Here is a 17,132-nt window from a genome sequence, read left to right on the forward strand (position 1 = left end):
AAAAGGCTACCTATGGTAGCCTTTTTATTTGCATTAAGGTTTAAAGCATAAAAAGAATACATGTATGCGTTTTTATTAAGAAAAGTGCGGTCAAAAAAGAGGGCGTTTTTGAAATGACGTAGTAATTATCTGAAATGCTAGTTGGACTTATTAGAAACTAAATTGTTATGATAAATAAGGGAATATTTCTCACCATTTTTTGTTGTTTTAGGATATAAAAAAGACCTAAATTTCTTTAGGCCTTTTTCTATATTTATATGTTTAGTTCTAAGCAATTTCTGCTAATTTGACTGGGCGTCCTTCATCTAATGAACGTTTAGCTGCAAGAGCGATAATTACCGGTTGTAATCCATCATTACCATTCACTAAAGTCGGTTTGTCGCTCACTACGGAATCAACGAAACAAGCCATTTCGTCAGCAAAAGATTGCATATAACGTTCTAAGAAGAAATATTTAGGTTTCTCGGCAATCACACCGGCTTCACAGGAATAAACCGCAGTAGAATCGGTATCATTGCGAGTTTGCACCGCCCCTTTTGAGCCGAATACTTCAGCTCGTTGATCGTAACCGTAAACTGCTTTTCGGCTATTATCGATCACACCAATAGCACCGTTAGCAAGTTTTAAGGTGATAACAGCGGTGTCGATGTCGCCAGCTTTACCGATTTCTGGATTGACCAACACACCACCAGCTGCGTACACTTCTACAACCTCACTGCCAGATAAATAACGAATCATGTCGAAGTCGTGAATGGTCATATCGAAGAACATTCCACCAGATACTTTTACATATTCAATTGGTGGTGCATCTGGGTCACGAGAGGTTACTCGAATTAAGTGCGGTTCACCAATATCACCATTTTCTACGCGAGTTTTAATCGCTTTGAAGTTATGGTCAAAGCGGCGATTAAAGCCAACTTGGAATTTCACGCCAGCTTTTTCTACTTCTGCTAAGACTTCTTTGATACGATTGACATCTGCATCAACTGGTTTTTCACAGAAAATGTGCTTGCCTGCTCGAGCAGCTTCAATAGAAATTGGCGCATGGGTATTGGTGGAAGAACAGACTAATACAGCATCAATTTCAGGATCTTGTAGAATTTGTTTGTAATCCTCATAAACATGAGCAATGCCCATGCCTTTCGCCCATTGTTTAAGTTCATCTGTCACTCTGACGTCAGAAATTGCTTTAATTTCAGCGCCTTTCACATATTTTGTAATACTTTCAGAATGTACGCGACCAATACGACCGGCGCCGATAATACCTACTTTAATCATAATTAGATCCCCGCTGTTTCTTTAATGTATTTACGGCCTTTGACGGCGTATTCAAATGGGTTAGCGATGGCTGGGTCTTGTTCTGCCTCAACCACCATCCAGCCTTTATAATTGTGTTTTTCAAGAATATCAAAAATTGGTCTGAAATCGATTACACCATCACCTGGTACGGTAAATGTGCCTTTGCGAACACCTTCTAAAAAGCTAAGATCATTTGCTTTTACTTCAGCCACGACTTCATCACGCACATCTTTTAAATGCACGTGGCAAATTCGGTCTATGTATTTTTCTAATACGTCTAGCATCGCTTTTTGTGAGCCTTCAGAATAATAGATATGACCAGAATCAAATAACAAATACACGTCATCGTTAACGACTGCCATATATTTATCAATTTCAGCCGGAGTTTGAATACCTGTACCCATGTGATGATGCAGGCATACTTTCATTCCTTTTTCAGCTGCTAATTTGGCTAGTTCATTATAGCCCTCAGCAAGGAGCTGCCATTCTTCTTCAGTAAAAACAGTTTTTTCTTTAAAAACAGCTTTTGTTGTGCCTTGGATACTACGGCTTTGTTCTGAACAGCCAATAACCTTAGCTCCCATAGCATGAAGAAAATCTCGATGTTTAATGAATTCTTTGATCGTTTCTTCTTTTTTGCCATCTACAAAAAAGGTACTAAACCAAGCATTACAAATTTGAATTCCACGAACACTCAATTTGTGTTTTAGCACTTCCACATCGCGCGGATATTTATTCCCGACCTCGCATCCAGTAAAACCGGCCAGCGCCATTTCACTAACACATTGTTCAAAGGTATTTTCTTTGCCAAGATCAGGCATATCATCGTTAGTCCAACCAATTGGCGCGATACCTAATTTCACGTTTTCAGCTTTCATAGTTTTTCCTTCTCGAAAGAGTGGTTAAATTGGAGATAAATCAATAGCGTCTCGCTTCGTTAATGTGTTTCACACTATTTTCATGAGCCTTACGGATAGTCTCTTTTTCAGAAACCTCTGCTACGCCGACGTGCCACCAACTGCCGTAACCATGTATCATGGTTTTTGGTAGTACTTTGATATCAATTAAGGTGGAAACATTTTGTTTTTTAGCATCTGCTAAGGCTTCGTACAATTCTTCTTCTGTTGTGACTTTGTAGGTTTTACATCCATAAGAAGCAGCGTTCATGGCAAAATCGACAGGTACGAATCCACCATCTAATTTGTTAGTTTGTGGATTTCTGAAACGGAATTCTGTCGCAAAGCTATCCATACCATTGCCGATTTGTAAGTTGTTAATACATCCGTTAGTCATATTGTCGAATAACACGACGTTAATTTTTTTATTTTCTTGTATGGATGTGACAAGTTCAGAATGAAGCATCATATAAGAACCATCACCTAATAAGGCATAAACCTCTTTTTCTGGTTGAGCTAATTTTGCTCCTAAAGCCGCATTGACTTCATAGCCCATACAAGAATAACCATATTCTAAATGGTAGGTATTTTCACCTTTAGATTGCCACGCTCTTTGCAAGTCGCCAGGTAAGCTACCAGCCGCCCCTACAATGATATCGTTTTCACCTAAGGTCTCATTGAGAATGCCTAGAACACGGCTTTGTGTTAAGCAAGATTGAGTAAGCTTAATAAATTCCTCATAAACTTTTTCTCGATCCAAGGCATCATTCACTTCTGGGATGAAATCTTTTTCAGTGTAAGTCGCGTGATAAATACGTTGTAATTCCTGTTTAAATTGAGCTTTAGCTTCACTAATTGAATTGCCCCATTGTGCACGATAACGATAACCTGTTGGTGATAGAAGTGCGGTGAGTTTTTCTAGCGTTTCTTTCGCATCTGCAACCACTTGAATGCCATCTAATTTATAAGCATCAAAACGGGCAATGTTAATATTTAGGAATTTCACATTTGGATTTTGAAAGATCCATTTAGAGGAAGTAGTGAAATCCGTATAGCGAGTACCAATACCGATAATGAGGTCTGCCTCTTTTGCCAAGAGATTAGCGGCTAAACAACCTGTTTCACCGACACCGCCAACGTTAAAACTGTGTTCAGAAACGACCGCACTTTTACCCGCTTGTGTTTCTGCAAAAGGAATATGGAATGTTTCTGCAAAGTGTTTGAGTTGTTCTGCGGCTTCTGAATAACGCACACCACCACCACAAATAATTAATGGTTTTTTCGAACTCATAATAAGCTCAATGGCAGATTTCAACATCGGCTCAGTTGGTAGTGTTCTTTCAATTCTGTGAACCCGTTTTTGTAGAAAATATTCAGGGAAATCATAGGCTTCAGCTTGAACATCTTGCGGTAGTGCAAGAGTTACTGCACCGGTATCTGCTGGGTCAGTTAATACTCGCATGGCATTAATACAGGCAGTCATCAATTGCTCAGGACGGCTAACACGGTCCCAATATTTGCTTACTGCTTTAAATGCATCATTTGTGCTAATGCTTAAGTCGTGAAATTGCTCAATTTGTTGTAAAACAGGATCAGGTTGGCGGGTTGCAAACACATCACCCGGTAAAAGAAGAAGTGGGATACGATTGGCGGTTGCGGTTGCGGCTGCGGTAATCATATTGGCCGCACCAGGCCCAACAGAAGAGGTGCACGCATAAATTTTTTTGCGTAGATTTTGCTTTGCAAAACCAATGGCCACATGAGCCATACCTTGTTCATTACGCCCTTGACGAACGATGAGATTACCGCTGTCTTGTTCTAATGCTTGACCAATACCTAATACATTGCCATGTCCAAAAATACCAAATATACCTTCAACAAATTTAGTGACTTTACCGTCAAACTCAATATATTGATTATCAAGGAATTTTATTAGCGCTTGTGCCACAGTTAGTCTTACAGTTTTCATTGTAATCTCCTTTTAGGGTAACTTGCATTAGTGCTAGTATATAAGCATTCTTCTAATTTTAAATATTTTTGAAATAAAAATTTCATTTTTGAGACATAGATCAAACTTTTTTTAGCATGAGAATTCGATTTTATAAATGAAGGTTAGACAGTGTAGTAAACAGGATTGTTTTAAATGTAGTAGAACAGTTTTTAGATATTGATTTTGTGATTAATGTCTAAAAAATGAAATTTCGTTATTGCTTTTTTTGAAATATATGTTTCAATTTGTGTTGGCGAAGCAACTTTATTAATTAGAAGGAATGGCATTATGAAAACGGTAGAAAAAACACTAGACCTCATTTGTCTCGGTCGCGTAGCTGTTGATCTTTATGCGCAACAAATTGGTGCGAGATTAGAAGATGCATCTTCTTTTTCCAAATATCTAGGTGGATCTTCAGGTAATGTTGCCTATGGAACTGCTGTGCAAGGTGTGAAATCCTCAATGCTAGCACGAGTTGGGGATGAGCATATGGGCCGTTTCTTGCGTGAAGAATTACAGCGTGTTGGCGTAGATACCAGTCATCTCATTACGGATAAAGAGCGCCTAACCGGACTTGTCATTTTAGGTATTAAAGATCAGGACACATTCCCATTAATTTTCTATCGTGAAAATTGTGCTGATATGGCTATTACAAAAGAAGACTTTGATGAAAGCTATATTGCCTCTGCTAGAGCATTAGCTATCACAGGGACGCATTTATCCCATCCGAAAACCAGAGAAGCCGTGTTAACCGGATTAGAGTATGCCGGTAGAAATAATACGAAACGCTTGTTAGATATTGATTATCGCCCGGTATTATGGGGACTAACTTCTCTTGGTGATGGTGAAACTCGCTTTATTGATTCAGAAGCAGTGACAAAATCGTTACAAGAAGTATTACATCATTTTGATGTACTCGTGGGTACCGAAGAAGAATTTCATATTGCTGGTGGTTCAACTGATACATTAACCGCACTTAAAAATGTGCGTAAGTTCAGCCATGCTGTTTTGGTTTGTAAACGTGGCGCATTAGGTTGTTCAGTATTTGAAGGGGATATCCCTGATGATTTGGATGGTGGATTAAATGTTTATGGCGTGAGAGTGGAAGTGCTGAACGTACTTGGTGCAGGTGATGCATTCATGTCAGGACTCATTCGAGGTTACATTAATAATGAAGGTTGGGAACAATCTTGTCGTTATGCAAACGCTTGTGGTGCATTAGTGGTATCTCGCCACGGTTGTGCTCCAGCCATGCCAACAAAAACCGAGTTAGATAATTACTTAGCTCGAGCAGAATCAGTACCTCGTCCAGATCTAGATCCACAATTAAATCATTTACATCGAGTGACTACCCGAAAAGCAAAATGGGATAATTTATGTATCTTTGCTTTTGATCATCGTAAACAGTTAGTTGATCTCGCTGAGAAATGTGGTGCAGATGTCAAACGAATTCCTAAATTGAAACAACTTCTCTTACAAGCTGCAGAAAGAACAGCACAAGAAGAGGGGATTTATGATGGACAAGCAGGAATTCTTGCTGATACTACTTTTGGGCAAGCTGCATTAAATGAAATTACGGGTAAACATTGGTGGATTGGCCGTCCAATTGAACTTCCTGCTTCTCGCCCATTACGTTTGGAATATGGTGATTTAGGTAGTCAATTAGCAAGCTGGCCACAAGAACATGTGGTGAAATGTTTGGTCTTTTACCATCCGAAAGACAGTATTGAAATGAAAACAGAGCAAGATGCAACATTAAAACAAGTGTATCAAGCTTGCTGTCGAACAGGACATGAATTGCTATTAGAAGTGATTTTACCTTCAGATATGGAACAAAATGAAGAATACTATGCTGAAATTATTACGCATTTCTATCATTTAGGCATTAAACCAGATTGGTGGAAATTACCAGGTGTTTCAGCAAAAGCTTGGGCGCATATTAGCGAAGTCATTCAAGCAAATGATCCATATTGCCGTGGAATCTTGATTTTAGGTTTGGATGCACCGGAAGATAAGTTTAAAGCAGTATTTGATGCATCAACCAATGCACCTTTAGTCAAAGGTTTTGCTGTAGGACGAACAATTTTCGGGCAACCATCAGGAGAGTGGTTAAGTGGAAAATTAACAGATGATGAGCTTATTGCTGAAGTGAGTGAAAGATACAGAAGACTCATTAAGCTTTGGAAATCTCATCAATAATTGTAAATGTAAAATGCCCCATCTTGGGGCATTTTTATTATTTGGTGTTTTTATCTTTTTCTTTTTCTAAACCTAATACAATTGCAAGTGTTTGTACTAAGGTCATTGTTGAACACTGAGAACGGAAGCCGAGTACTTGTGCTTCTTTGATAACAAATGCAATATCACTGAATGCGAGTAATGGGCTAATTTGGCTATCTGTAATAGAAATTTGTTTAATCCCTTTTTTAGCACAAACCTTACTAATATTAACCGTTTCAGCTGCATAAGGTGAGAAACTAATTGCGATAACAACGTCTCCTTCTTTGACTTGATTAAGCTGTTCATCAAACATTCCACCTAATCCATTAATTAAAAAAGAACGACAATCTAAGTGTTGTAAGGCATAGTTTAAATAGCAGGCAGCACTAAAAGAACGCTTTAATCCAATGATAAAAATATTATTGGCCTCTTTGAGAATTTTGGCTGCTTCATTAATTTGTTCATTTGTGGTTTGTTCGGCTAACTGATGTAACGCTTGGCTATTGGCTTGTGAGAAAATAGTCAAAATATCTTCTGGTGATTCTTCACCTTCTGATTTAGCAATTTTATGTGAAAGTTGAAGTCTTTCCGTGTAATTAGTGGTTTTTTCCATAAGATTTTCACGGAAGATTTGTTTCATTTCGTTAAAACCGGAAAAACCGAATTCAGAAGCAAAACGAATAAGCGTTGAAGGGGGAACATCAGCTTTTTCTGCAATAACGGCAACGGTATCAAAAACAATACTGTCGCTATTATCTAAGATATATTTTGCAACTTGTTTAAGTCTTTTACTTAAACTATCGTAACGAGTTTGTATTTCTGTTTGTAAATTGGTTAATTGAGATTTTTCTTTCATATAAAGTTATTTTTAGAATAAATGTTCGCAGATCTTATAGAGATGAACGAAAAATTCAAGAAAAAAGTGCGGTCAAAAATGATCGCACTTTTATTTCTTCACTTTAGTACTTTTAAATTACAAACCTAATACGGCAAATAACACCCAAACAGTGTAAATGGTTGCTAGACCGTAGAAGATAAATCCGCCTGCAGGCACGTGAATTTTAAGATCGTGCATCGCGTGATGGATACGGTGTAAACCACACCACATTGGGAAAATAGTTAAAACTAAGATAACTAATTTTCCGATCCAAGAATAAGCGAATGTAATTAGGTTATGTGGATTAATTAATCCGAATGGTAACAATAAACCAAGGATTAAGATTACCACAGGAAAGAAAATCGCACTGACAGTCCCGCCAGCACCAAACATCAACCATACTGGTGGTTCACCAGAGCGTTTTGGATTTTGTTCGACCATTTTTTCTCTCCCTACATATAAATTAAAATTAATGCGATAACACTAATCACCGCTGTAACTGCCCAAAGTGCATTTCTTAATACGTGATGTGGTAAACGTTCATTTTTAACAATGATGTTCATCACTTTTGGTGTCATCACGAAATAAGTTGCAGTGTGATATAAAGTCGCAATTAATGTAATGATATTTAAGATCACCACAATTGGATTTCTTAAGAAGCCAATGAAATCAACAATACCTAAGCCTGGTATAGGATTGCTTGCAAGGCAAAGTACGCCATAAAGCAATACGATACAGAACCATACGGCAAAGATAGAAGTTGCTTCACGCACCATATAAGCTTTGTAGAAATCCAATTTTTGCCACCAAGTAGCCGTCATTGGGCGAACATATTTTTTACGTTTACTTACTGTTACTGACATATTCTTCCCCTTAGCCTTTTGGTTTTAGCATTGAGATAACATAATCTTTGGCACTTTCCACTTTGCCTTGGTTAATTGCAGAAGCTGGATCCACGTGTTTTGGACACACTTCAGAACAATAACCGACGAAAGTACAGCTCCAAACACCGTTTTTACCATTTAATAATGGCATACGTTGTGCTTTACCATGGTCACGGTTATCAAGGTTGTAACGGTGTGCCATTGTAATTGCAGCTGGGCCTAAGAATTCAGGGTTTAAACCAAATTGCGGACAAGCGGCATAGCATAAACCACAGTTAATACACATTGAGAATTGACGATATTTTTCAAGCTGTGCTGGGGTTTGTTTAGTACGGCTAACTTGCAATTCTTTTGATGGATGTGGTTTACCATCTAATGCTGGTGCTTCGTTGCCAATAATATAAGGTTTAATTGCCTCTAAACTTTCGATAAAGTGGCTTAAATCAACCACTAAGTCGCGTTCAATAGGGAAGTTTGCTAATGGTTCAATACGCATGTGGCCGCTGTAATCACGTAAGAACGTTTTACAAGCCAATTTTGGTTTGTTATTGACCATCATCCCACAAGAACCGCAGATCGCCATACGGCAAGACCAACGATAAGAAAGAGACGGTTCAAGTTTATCTTTAATGTAACCTAACGCATCTAAAAGAGAGGTTTGGTTATCATAAGGTACTTGATAAGAGCTTAAATGTGGCTCTTGATCGTTTTCTGGGTTGTAGCGTAATACTTCTACAGTCATTACCGGTGAATTAGCCATTTGCTTGCTCCTTAGCTTTCGCAGCCGCTTCTGCCGCTTCTGCTTCAGCACCATAAACACGTTTTGCTGGTTGAGATTTAGTGATTTTCACCGGACTGTATTCAATACGCGGTGCATCATCGCCATTGTAGTAAGCAAGGGTGTGTTTTAAATAATTCACATCATCACGTTCGGTGTAGTCTAAGCGTTGGTGTGCACCACGAGACTCTTTACGTTCAATTGCAGAGTTGGCAATAGATTGTGCTACATCAAGGATGTAACCTAATTCTACGGTGTAAAGCACATCGGTATTGAATACGCTTGAACGGTCTGCAACACGAATACGTTTATAACGTTCTTTAAGCTCAGCAATTTTATCTACTGCTTTTTGCATGCTTTCTTGGTCACGGTAGATACCACAACCTTCCTCCATCACGGTACCCATTTCATCACGAATTTCAGACCAAGATTCATTACCTTCTTGGTCATAAAGCGCTTTGAGGCGAGCCACAACATCTTGCGCTTGAGCATCAATTGCTGCACGGTTTGCTGGTTGTGCATCCGCTGCACGTTGTGCGGCATATTCACCGGCAACACGGCCTAAAACCACTAATTCAGCAAGCGAGTTAGAACCTAAACGGTTTGCACCGTGTAAACCAGAAGACGCACATTCACCCACAGCAAATAAACCTTTAATACGAGTTTCGCTGTTGAAATCCACTTCGATACCACCCATGGTGTAGTGAACAACCGGACGAACTGGAATTGGTTCATTAACTGGGTTTACACCTTCATAAGCACTGGCTAATTCACAAATGAATGGAAGACGTTCATGTAAATATTTTTCACCTAAGTGACGTAAGTCAAGGTGAACCACATCAACACCTTTTGCAGTTTTTAAGGTGTTACCTTTTTTCCATTCTTGCCAGAATGCTTGTGAAACTTTATCACGTGGACCAAGTTCCATATATTTGTTTTCAGGTTTGCCGATTGGGGTTTCAGGGCCTAGACCATAATCTTGTAAATAACGGTAGCCGTTTTTATTCACTAAGATACCGCCTTCACCACGACAACCTTCAGTCATTAAGATACCGGTGTTCGGTAAGCCGGTTGGGTGATATTGGACGAACTCCATATCACGAAGAGGAACACCATGACGATATGCCATTGATAAACCATCACCGGTTACGATACCGCCGTTGGTGTTGAATTTAAATGCACGGCAGCCACCGCCAGTAGCAATAACCACTGCATTTGCATTGATTTGAACAAGTGAACCTTCCATCATATTCATCGCCACCATACCGCGAGCATGACCATCATCAACTAGGATGTCTAAAACAAAGTGCTCATCAAAGCGTTGAATTTGTGGATATTGAATGGATGTTTGGAAAAGAGTATGTAATAAGTGGAAACCGGTTTTATCTGCCGCGAACCAAGTACGCTCGATTTTCATCCCACCGAAACGACGCACATTCACATCACCATCAGCTTTACGGCTCCAAGGACAGCCCCAACGTTCAAGTTGAGTCATTTCTACTGGAGAATGTTCAACGAAGTATTCCACCACATCTTGTTCACATAACCAGTCACCACCGGCAACGGTATCGTGGAAGTGTTTATCGTAGGAATCTTCCTCTTTAATTACTGCGGCCGCACCACCTTCTGCTGCAACCGTATGGCTACGCATAGGATAAACCTTAGAAACTAATGCGATCTTTAAGTTAGGGTTTGCTTCTGCTGCTGCAATTGCTGCACGTAAACCGCCGCCACCGGCACCAACAATAGCAATATCGACATTAACCGTTTGCACGATATCCTCCAATCAATAGAAAGTAAAAAAATAAAATGCCCCAAATAAATAGGGGATATATTGCCATTCTGCCATTTTTGTTTACAAATTAGTAACCTTTTTTCCGGAATAAACGGATAAAATATCAAAAGTGTGATCTAACTCAAAAAAGTTACTTTTTTTATATTTTTTAGATGATAACCGTTTTCGTTTAAGAATGATTTAGTCGGATTATTGAGTTAAAAATCGCTCTTGTTTACAATAGCCTTATTCATTTTAAAGGTGAAAACGGAGAAAAAAATGACCGCACTTAGCGATAAAAAAACAGAATGGCAACCTTCTGCATCAATTCAAAACTTATTGGCGCGTGCCAAAATCATTGCAGATATCCGCCAGTTCTTTACTGAACGGGGATTATTAGAAGTGGAAACGCCCGTTTTAAGTGAATTTGGCGTGACGGATCTTCACCTTTCCACCTTTAATACAGAATTTGTTGCCCCTTTTGACGAACTCTCGAAAACACTCTGGCTTTCCACAAGTCCGGAATATCACATGAAGCGTTTACTGGCGGCTGGCAGCGGACCGATATTTCAAATTGGTAAAGTGTTCCGTAATGAAGAAGCGGGGAATCGTCATAATCCGGAATTTACGATGCTTGAATGGTATCGACCGCACTTTGACATGTATCGTCTGATGAATGAAGTGGATGATTTATTACAACAGATCCTCGATTGTAAACCGGCAGAAACCTTAAGTTATCAGTTCGTTTTCCAAGAATATGTCGGATTAGATCCATTATCAGCCACTCGTCAAGAACTGGTGGAAGCGGCGCGTAAGCATAACTTTATGGCAGATGAAGATGAAGATCGTGATACCTTATTACAATTTCTATTCAGTGAAGTGGTAGAGCCTAAAATTGGGCAAGAAGCCCCTGTTGCGGTTTATCATTTCCCTTCTTCTCAAGCAGCGCTCGCACAACTTAGTCCAGAAGATAGCCGTGTGGCAGAACGTTTTGAGTTCTATTATAAAGGCTTAGAGTTAGCCAACGGGTTTCATGAGCTCACGGATGCTCGCGAACAACAATATCGCTTTGAAAAAGACAATCGCCTACGGGAAAAAGCAGGCTTGCCACAGCGTGAAATTGACTATCGTTTTCTAGGCGCTTTACAAGCAGGCATTCCAAATACTTCTGGTGTGGCTTTGGGTGTGGATCGTTTGATTATGATTGCATTAGGCGCTGAAAGTATTAAAGAAGTGATTTCATTTTCGGTGGAATGTGCTTAAGTTTATATAGTGTGCTTTACTCACTCTTACCTAAAAATGATTTCAATTTGTACCGCACTTTTTTTGATTTAGATAAATATTTATGTAAAAAAGTTACATAAAATTGTTAGTAAGATCACACTTTATTATTTTGCACTTTGCGATCACCCCCTAACGTTATCATAATGCCACCATTAATTTAATGAATGAATAGTCATTAAATAAACGATTTTATAATTTTAACTTTAGAGGGTGATTTATGAGCACTACAACTAACAAAAAATGGAATAAATTTGATACGGCTTGGGTATTAAATTTATTTGGTACTGCGGTGGGTGCAGGGGTATTATTTTTACCAATCAATGCAGGGATGGGCGGTTTTTGGCCTTTGGTTGTGATGGCGATTTTAGTCGGACCGATGACATATTTTGCGCATCGTGGTTTGGCTTATTTCGTGTTGTCTTCTTCTAAACCAGGCAGTGATATTACCGAAGTGGTAGAAGAACATTTCGGCCCGACCGCTGGGAAATTAATTACCTTATTATATTTCTTTGCGATCTTCCCAATTTTATTGATTTATGGAAACGGGATCACCAATACGGTTGATTCTTTTATCGTCAACCAATTAGGCATGCCTTCACCAAATCGTGTCATTCTTTCTTTTGTATTAATTGCGATATTGATTTCAGTCATGTTGTTCAGTGAAAAAGTGATGTTGAAAATCACCGAATTACTGGTGTATCCACTGGTGTTAATTCTCTTTGCGTTATCGATTTATCTTATTCCTCAATGGAATGCTTCAATGCTTTATGAGCTTCCTACTGCTGGTGGCTTCATCACGACATTGTGGTTAACCATCCCAGTCTTGGTTTTCTCTTTTAACCATTCTCCGGCAATTTCATCTTTCACGCTTTCTCAACAACGTGAATATAAAGATTTTAATACAACGGAATATCACATCGGCCGTACAGAAAAGGGCACTTCAACTGTATTACTGTTCTTCGTGATGTTCTTTGTATTTAGCTGTGTATTAACCTTAACACCAGCAGAGTTATTAGAAGCAAAAGCACAAAATATTAGTATCTTGTCTTATCTTGCGAACAAATTTGATAACCCATACATTTCTTATTTCGCACCATTAGTGGCTTTCTTCGCGATTACAAGCTCATTCTTTGGTCATTATTTAGGCGCACGTGAAGGTTTAGAAGGCTTATATCTCAAAATGAAAGGTGAAAGTGTAAATCGTAAAAAATTAAATTACGGTACTGCAGTGTTCTTCTTATTGACTTTATGGGGTGTGGCGATCATTAATCCAAGTATTTTAGGTTTGATCGAATCCCTTGGCGGCCCAATCATTGCGATGATCCTTTTCATTATGCCTATGTATGCGATTCGCAATGTTCCATCAATGAAACGCTATCAAGGTCGTTTTAGCAATGTATTTGTTACAGTTATGGGATTAATTGCTATCTCCGCGGTCGTATATGGATTATTATAAGCGGCTTTTTAGTTTAGCTTAGGATTTAAAATAATATGATTAGTGTATTTGATATGTTTAAAGTGGGGGTTGGGCCATCCAGCTCCCATACTGTTGGCCCGATGAAAGCAGGCAAGCAGTTTATTGACGATTTAATCGAGCAAGGTAAATTTGATGCTGTTGCAACCTTGCACGTTGATGTGTATGGCTCTCTCTCAATGACGGGACATGGTCATAATACAGATATTGCGATCATTATGGGATTAGCTGGTTATCTACCGCATGATGTGGATATTGATTTAATCCCAACCTTTATCGAACAGGTTAAACAAACTAAAAAACTGTCGATTGCACAGGGCAAAAAAACGGTTAATTTCGATTGGGATGCCAATATGGTATTCCATAATTCCTTTTTATCATTGCATGAAAACGGTATGACCATTACTGCATTAGATGCTGATCGTAATGTGCTTTACCGTCAAACCTATTACTCTATTGGTGGTGGCTTTATCGTGGATGAAGCGCATTTTGGTCAAGAGGAAGAAAATCCGGTGACGGTGCCGTATCCTTATCAACATGCTGAAGATATTTTGAAACATTGTCAGGAGAGTGGCTTAATGCTCTCAACAGTGATGATGAAAAATGAATTAGCATTGCGTGATAAAAAAGAGGTTGAAGCACATTTACAGAATGTTTGGAAAACCATGAAAGATTGTATTGAACATGGTATTAAAACAGAAGGTGTGTTACCAGGGCCATTAAAAGTTGCTCGTCGTGCGCCATCACTTTATCGTCTCTTGGAGGCAAATAGCGGCCGTTTAGCCCATGACCCAATGTATGTGATCGACTGGGTGAATATGTTTGCCCTTGCAGTAAATGAAGAGAATGCGGCAGGTGGTCGAGTTGTGACTGCACCAACTAACGGGGCTTGTGGTATTGTGCCAGCGGTACTTTCTTATTATGAAAAATTTGTTGCACCTTTAACCCCAGAAGTCATTGAACGCTACTTATTGGCTGCCGGTATGATTGGTTCCCTTTATAAGATGAATGCATCTATTTCGGGAGCTGAGGTTGGTTGCCAGGGTGAAGTGGGCGTGGCATGTTCAATGGCTGCCGCAGGTTTAACGGAGATCTTAGGCGGTACACCAGTACAAGTGTGTATCGCAGCTGAAATTGCGATGGAACATAATCTGGGCTTAACTTGCGACCCAGTTGGTGGTCAAGTACAAGTACCTTGTATTGAACGTAACGCAATTGCTTCAGTAAAAGCGATTAACGCTAGCCGTATGGCATTACGCCGAACCACGAATCCTCGCGTAACCTTGGATAAAGTGATCGAAACTATGTATGAAACAGGTAAAGACATGAATGCCAAATATCGCGAAACATCGAAAGGTGGCTTAGCGGTGAAAGTAGTGTGTTCTTAAGATTTCATTGATAATAAAAGAGCGGTCATTTTTGACCGCTCTTTTTTATTTCCCTTTCACATCAATAATAATTACTTCAGACTGTGAACCTAAGCGCATTGGGATGCCCCAAAAGCCATAGCCTGAAGTGACAAAAACATGTGGATTGCCAATTTTTTCATGGCCATAATCTAAACGATACATCATTTTCGTGATTAAACTCGCCGGGAATACTTGCCCTTTATGTGCATGCCCTGAAACTTGAATATCAAGCGGGAGTGAAGCATGTTTTTCGATATCTGTTGGGCGGTGATCCAATAGAATAATCGGCAAATCAGTATTCACTTGTTTTAATAACGTCTCGGTACTTGGTCTATCGTGAGCAAGATTGTCATTTCGTCCAATCAGTACCAATTCATTATTTAATGTTAATGTTTCATCTCTTAATACCGTAATACCAGCTTTGCGAATTTCCTGATCAATTCGGTCTTGATCTCCAAATAAATCATGATTGCCTAGTGTGGCATAAACGCCCATTGGGGCCTTGAGTTTCGCTAAATGGGGTTGCATTTTTTCGGCTAAATAAGCATTGACGTTATCATCCATAATATCGCCAGGCAATAAAATGATATCCACCTTTTCTTGCTGCATAATATCAGCCAGTTTATCCAATTCTTTCCCGCCAAATAATTTGCCTAAATGGAGATCGCTTGCCATGCCAATTCGCAATGGTTTAATCGGTTTATCTAGCGTGATTTCATAATGAATAACACGTGTGACATAGGCGTTATACACACTTAAGGCAGTGATACCAATAAATAAAACAGGATAAGCAATACGCAAAGTGCGGTCGATTTTTGTGATGGATTTAGATTTTCGGAAAAGGAAGTGAATACCTCCCACAGCAATGCTCGCAAAGGCTGAAAAAAGAAGCAGCGCGAGCACTAAAGCAATAAGTCGAAATGCCGTAAAAAGCTTTAAAAAATGACAAATAACTAAGACATTAGGAAGCAAAAAACTGGTAAAAGTGATCGATCGTCTAGCCTTTTTTGATAACGGTTTGTTAAGCCACCAAATCAGCGTTTTATTAAAAATATAAATCAGCAGTTGTAACAAAATAATAGCTGCCGTAAATATGAAGTAATAACGGGTTTCCATCAGCAATTCCTAAATAAAAGTGCGGTCGTTTTTGACCTGGTTTTGAAGTGTGGAATAATAAATTTCTCTGTTCCCAAAGGCAAATTTTTTCGCTAAAATGCGGCTCGTTTTAGTTAATTTAAGAAGGAAAATCCAATGTTCGGAAAAGGCGGTTTAGGCGGCTTAATGAAACAAGCCCAACAAATGCAAGAAAAAATGCAAAAAATGCAGGAAGAAATTGCCCAATTAGAAGTAACTGGCGAAAGTGGTGCGGGTTTAGTAAAAATCACGATTAATGGTGCGCACAACTGCCGTCGTATTGAGATCGATCCTTCTTTAATGGAAGACGATAAAGAAATGTTGGAAGATTTAATCGCTGCCGCATTCAACGATGCAGTCCGTCGTGCAGAAGAATTGCAAAAAGAAAAAATGGCTTCTGTAACCGCAGGCATGCCATTACCGCCAGGAATGAAACTTCCATTTTAATTCATCGGGTGTGTGAATCTATCGGTTCACACATCATCCATTTTCTCCCATCATAAATATTATGCAAAGCAGTCCACTTTTAGAACATCTTATTGAAAACCTTCGTTGCTTGCCGGGTGTTGGCCCGAAATCAGCACAGCGTATGGCTTATCATCTTTTACAGCGCAATCGTAGCGGTGGGATGAATTTGGCGCGTGCATTAACGGAAGCGATGTCTAAAATTGGGCATTGTTCTCAGTGTCGTGATTTTACCGAAGAGGAAACGTGTAATATTTGTAACAATCCTCGCCGTCAAAATTCAGGTTTGCTTTGCGTGGTGGAAATGCCTGCGGATATTCAAGCCATTGAGCAAACCGGCCAATTTTCTGGGCGCTATTTTGTCTTAATGGGGCATTTATCGCCTTTAGATGGTATTGGTCCAAAAGAAATTGGTTTAGATTTATTGCAAAAACGTCTGGTAGAAGAATCTTTCCATGAAGTGATTTTAGCGACCAATCCAACGGTAGAAGGCGATGCGACAGCCAATTATATTGCGGAAATTTGCCATCAACATAATATTAAAGTAAGCCGTATTGCCCATGGGATCCCTGTTGGAGGGGAGTTAGAAACCGTGGATGGCACCACCTTAACCCATTCTTTCTTAGGTCGTCGTCAGATCGACTAATC

15 protein-coding genes are annotated in these 17,132 nt (G+C 39.3%); 6 read left to right on the forward strand and 9 right to left on the reverse strand.

What is annotated here, in order from left to right; translation table 11 throughout:
• Positions 1–267: 267 nt before the first annotated feature.
• From iolG to iolD, 3 genes are read right to left on the reverse strand one after another with little or no spacing between them, the layout of a single operon-like run.
• A complete protein-coding gene (gene iolG, locus INP94_RS04730; protein WP_197544179.1) occupies positions 268–1,278 on the reverse strand; it encodes an inositol 2-dehydrogenase in 1,011 nt (336 codons plus the stop codon).
• 2 nt (positions 1,279–1,280) lie between these two features.
• A complete protein-coding gene (iolE, locus tag INP94_RS04735) occupies positions 1,281–2,177 on the reverse strand; it encodes a myo-inosose-2 dehydratase (protein ID WP_014064784.1) in 897 nt (298 codons plus the stop codon).
• A gap of 40 nt (positions 2,178–2,217) precedes the next feature.
• On the reverse strand, positions 2,218–4,164 hold the full coding sequence (iolD, locus tag INP94_RS04740) for a 3D-(3,5/4)-trihydroxycyclohexane-1,2-dione acylhydrolase (decyclizing) (RefSeq protein WP_197544180.1): 1,947 nt from the start codon (positions 4,162–4,164) through the stop codon (positions 2,218–2,220).
• 309 nt (positions 4,165–4,473) lie between these two features.
• Between iolD and INP94_RS04745 the strand changes: the two genes are divergently transcribed.
• Positions 4,474–6,384, forward strand: coding sequence for a bifunctional 5-dehydro-2-deoxygluconokinase/5-dehydro-2-deoxyphosphogluconate aldolase (locus INP94_RS04745; RefSeq protein WP_197544181.1), 1,911 nt, complete (start codon positions 4,474–4,476; stop codon positions 6,382–6,384).
• A 37-nt stretch (positions 6,385–6,421) separates the two neighbouring features.
• Here INP94_RS04745 and INP94_RS04750 read toward each other — a convergent pair whose 3' ends face one another.
• The 5 genes from INP94_RS04750 to frdA all read right to left on the reverse strand — a co-directional run bounded on the left by INP94_RS04750 (position 6,422) and on the right by frdA (position 10,718).
• The gene (locus INP94_RS04750) at positions 6,422–7,261 is read right to left on the reverse strand and encodes a MurR/RpiR family transcriptional regulator (RefSeq protein WP_197544182.1); all 840 of its coding nucleotides are present in this window, start codon (positions 7,259–7,261) and stop codon (positions 6,422–6,424) included.
• Between the two features lie 117 nt (positions 7,262–7,378).
• Positions 7,379–7,723: a fumarate reductase subunit FrdD gene (gene frdD, locus INP94_RS04755; protein WP_197544183.1), complete on the reverse strand. Its 345-nt coding sequence runs from the start codon at positions 7,721–7,723 to the stop codon at positions 7,379–7,381.
• Positions 7,724–7,734: 11 nt separating this feature from the next.
• Positions 7,735–8,145 carry a fumarate reductase subunit FrdC gene (gene frdC / locus INP94_RS04760; RefSeq protein ID WP_197544184.1) on the reverse strand — a complete coding sequence of 137 codons (411 nt, stop codon included), beginning with the start codon at positions 8,143–8,145 and terminating at the stop codon, positions 7,735–7,737.
• Positions 8,146–8,155: 10 nt separating this feature from the next.
• Positions 8,156–8,926, reverse strand: a complete 771-nt coding sequence (locus INP94_RS04765) for a succinate dehydrogenase/fumarate reductase iron-sulfur subunit (RefSeq protein WP_005696861.1) — start codon at positions 8,924–8,926, stop codon at positions 8,156–8,158.
• Positions 8,919–10,718, reverse strand: a complete 1,800-nt coding sequence (gene frdA / locus INP94_RS04770; RefSeq protein ID WP_197544268.1) for a fumarate reductase (quinol) flavoprotein subunit — start codon at positions 10,716–10,718, stop codon at positions 8,919–8,921. The genes INP94_RS04765 and frdA overlap by 8 nt, the downstream gene beginning before the upstream one ends.
• A gap of 279 nt (positions 10,719–10,997) precedes the next feature.
• On the opposite strand from frdA, the gene epmA reads away from it, so the two are divergent.
• From epmA to INP94_RS04785, 3 genes are all read left to right on the forward strand, one after another.
• Positions 10,998–11,981 carry an elongation factor P--(R)-beta-lysine ligase gene (gene epmA / locus INP94_RS04775; protein WP_049365332.1) on the forward strand — a complete coding sequence of 328 codons (984 nt, stop codon included), beginning with the start codon at positions 10,998–11,000 and terminating at the stop codon, positions 11,979–11,981.
• A 238-nt stretch (positions 11,982–12,219) separates the two neighbouring features.
• The gene (locus INP94_RS04780) at positions 12,220–13,458 is read left to right on the forward strand and encodes an HAAAP family serine/threonine permease (protein WP_197544185.1); all 1,239 of its coding nucleotides are present in this window, start codon (positions 12,220–12,222) and stop codon (positions 13,456–13,458) included.
• 35 nt (positions 13,459–13,493) lie between these two features.
• Positions 13,494–14,864, forward strand: coding sequence for an L-serine ammonia-lyase (locus tag INP94_RS04785; protein ID WP_049373211.1), 1,371 nt, complete (start codon positions 13,494–13,496; stop codon positions 14,862–14,864).
• Between the two features lie 45 nt (positions 14,865–14,909).
• Here INP94_RS04785 and INP94_RS04790 read toward each other — a convergent pair whose 3' ends face one another.
• A complete protein-coding gene (locus tag INP94_RS04790) occupies positions 14,910–16,001 on the reverse strand; it encodes a metallophosphoesterase (protein WP_197544186.1) in 1,092 nt (363 codons plus the stop codon).
• 135 nt (positions 16,002–16,136) lie between these two features.
• Here INP94_RS04790 and INP94_RS04795 point away from each other — a divergent pair, with 135 nt between their 5' ends.
• Together INP94_RS04795 and recR are read left to right on the forward strand one after the other, a co-directional pair.
• The gene (locus tag INP94_RS04795; RefSeq protein ID WP_005696839.1) at positions 16,137–16,466 is read left to right on the forward strand and encodes a YbaB/EbfC family nucleoid-associated protein; all 330 of its coding nucleotides are present in this window, start codon (positions 16,137–16,139) and stop codon (positions 16,464–16,466) included.
• A gap of 61 nt (positions 16,467–16,527) precedes the next feature.
• The gene (gene recR / locus INP94_RS04800) at positions 16,528–17,130 is read left to right on the forward strand and encodes a recombination mediator RecR (RefSeq protein WP_005696838.1); all 603 of its coding nucleotides are present in this window, start codon (positions 16,528–16,530) and stop codon (positions 17,128–17,130) included.
• Positions 17,131–17,132 lie beyond the last annotated feature (2 nt).

This window comes from Haemophilus parainfluenzae, from assembly GCF_014931395.1.
GTDB lineage: Bacteria > Pseudomonadota > Gammaproteobacteria > Enterobacterales > Pasteurellaceae > Haemophilus_D.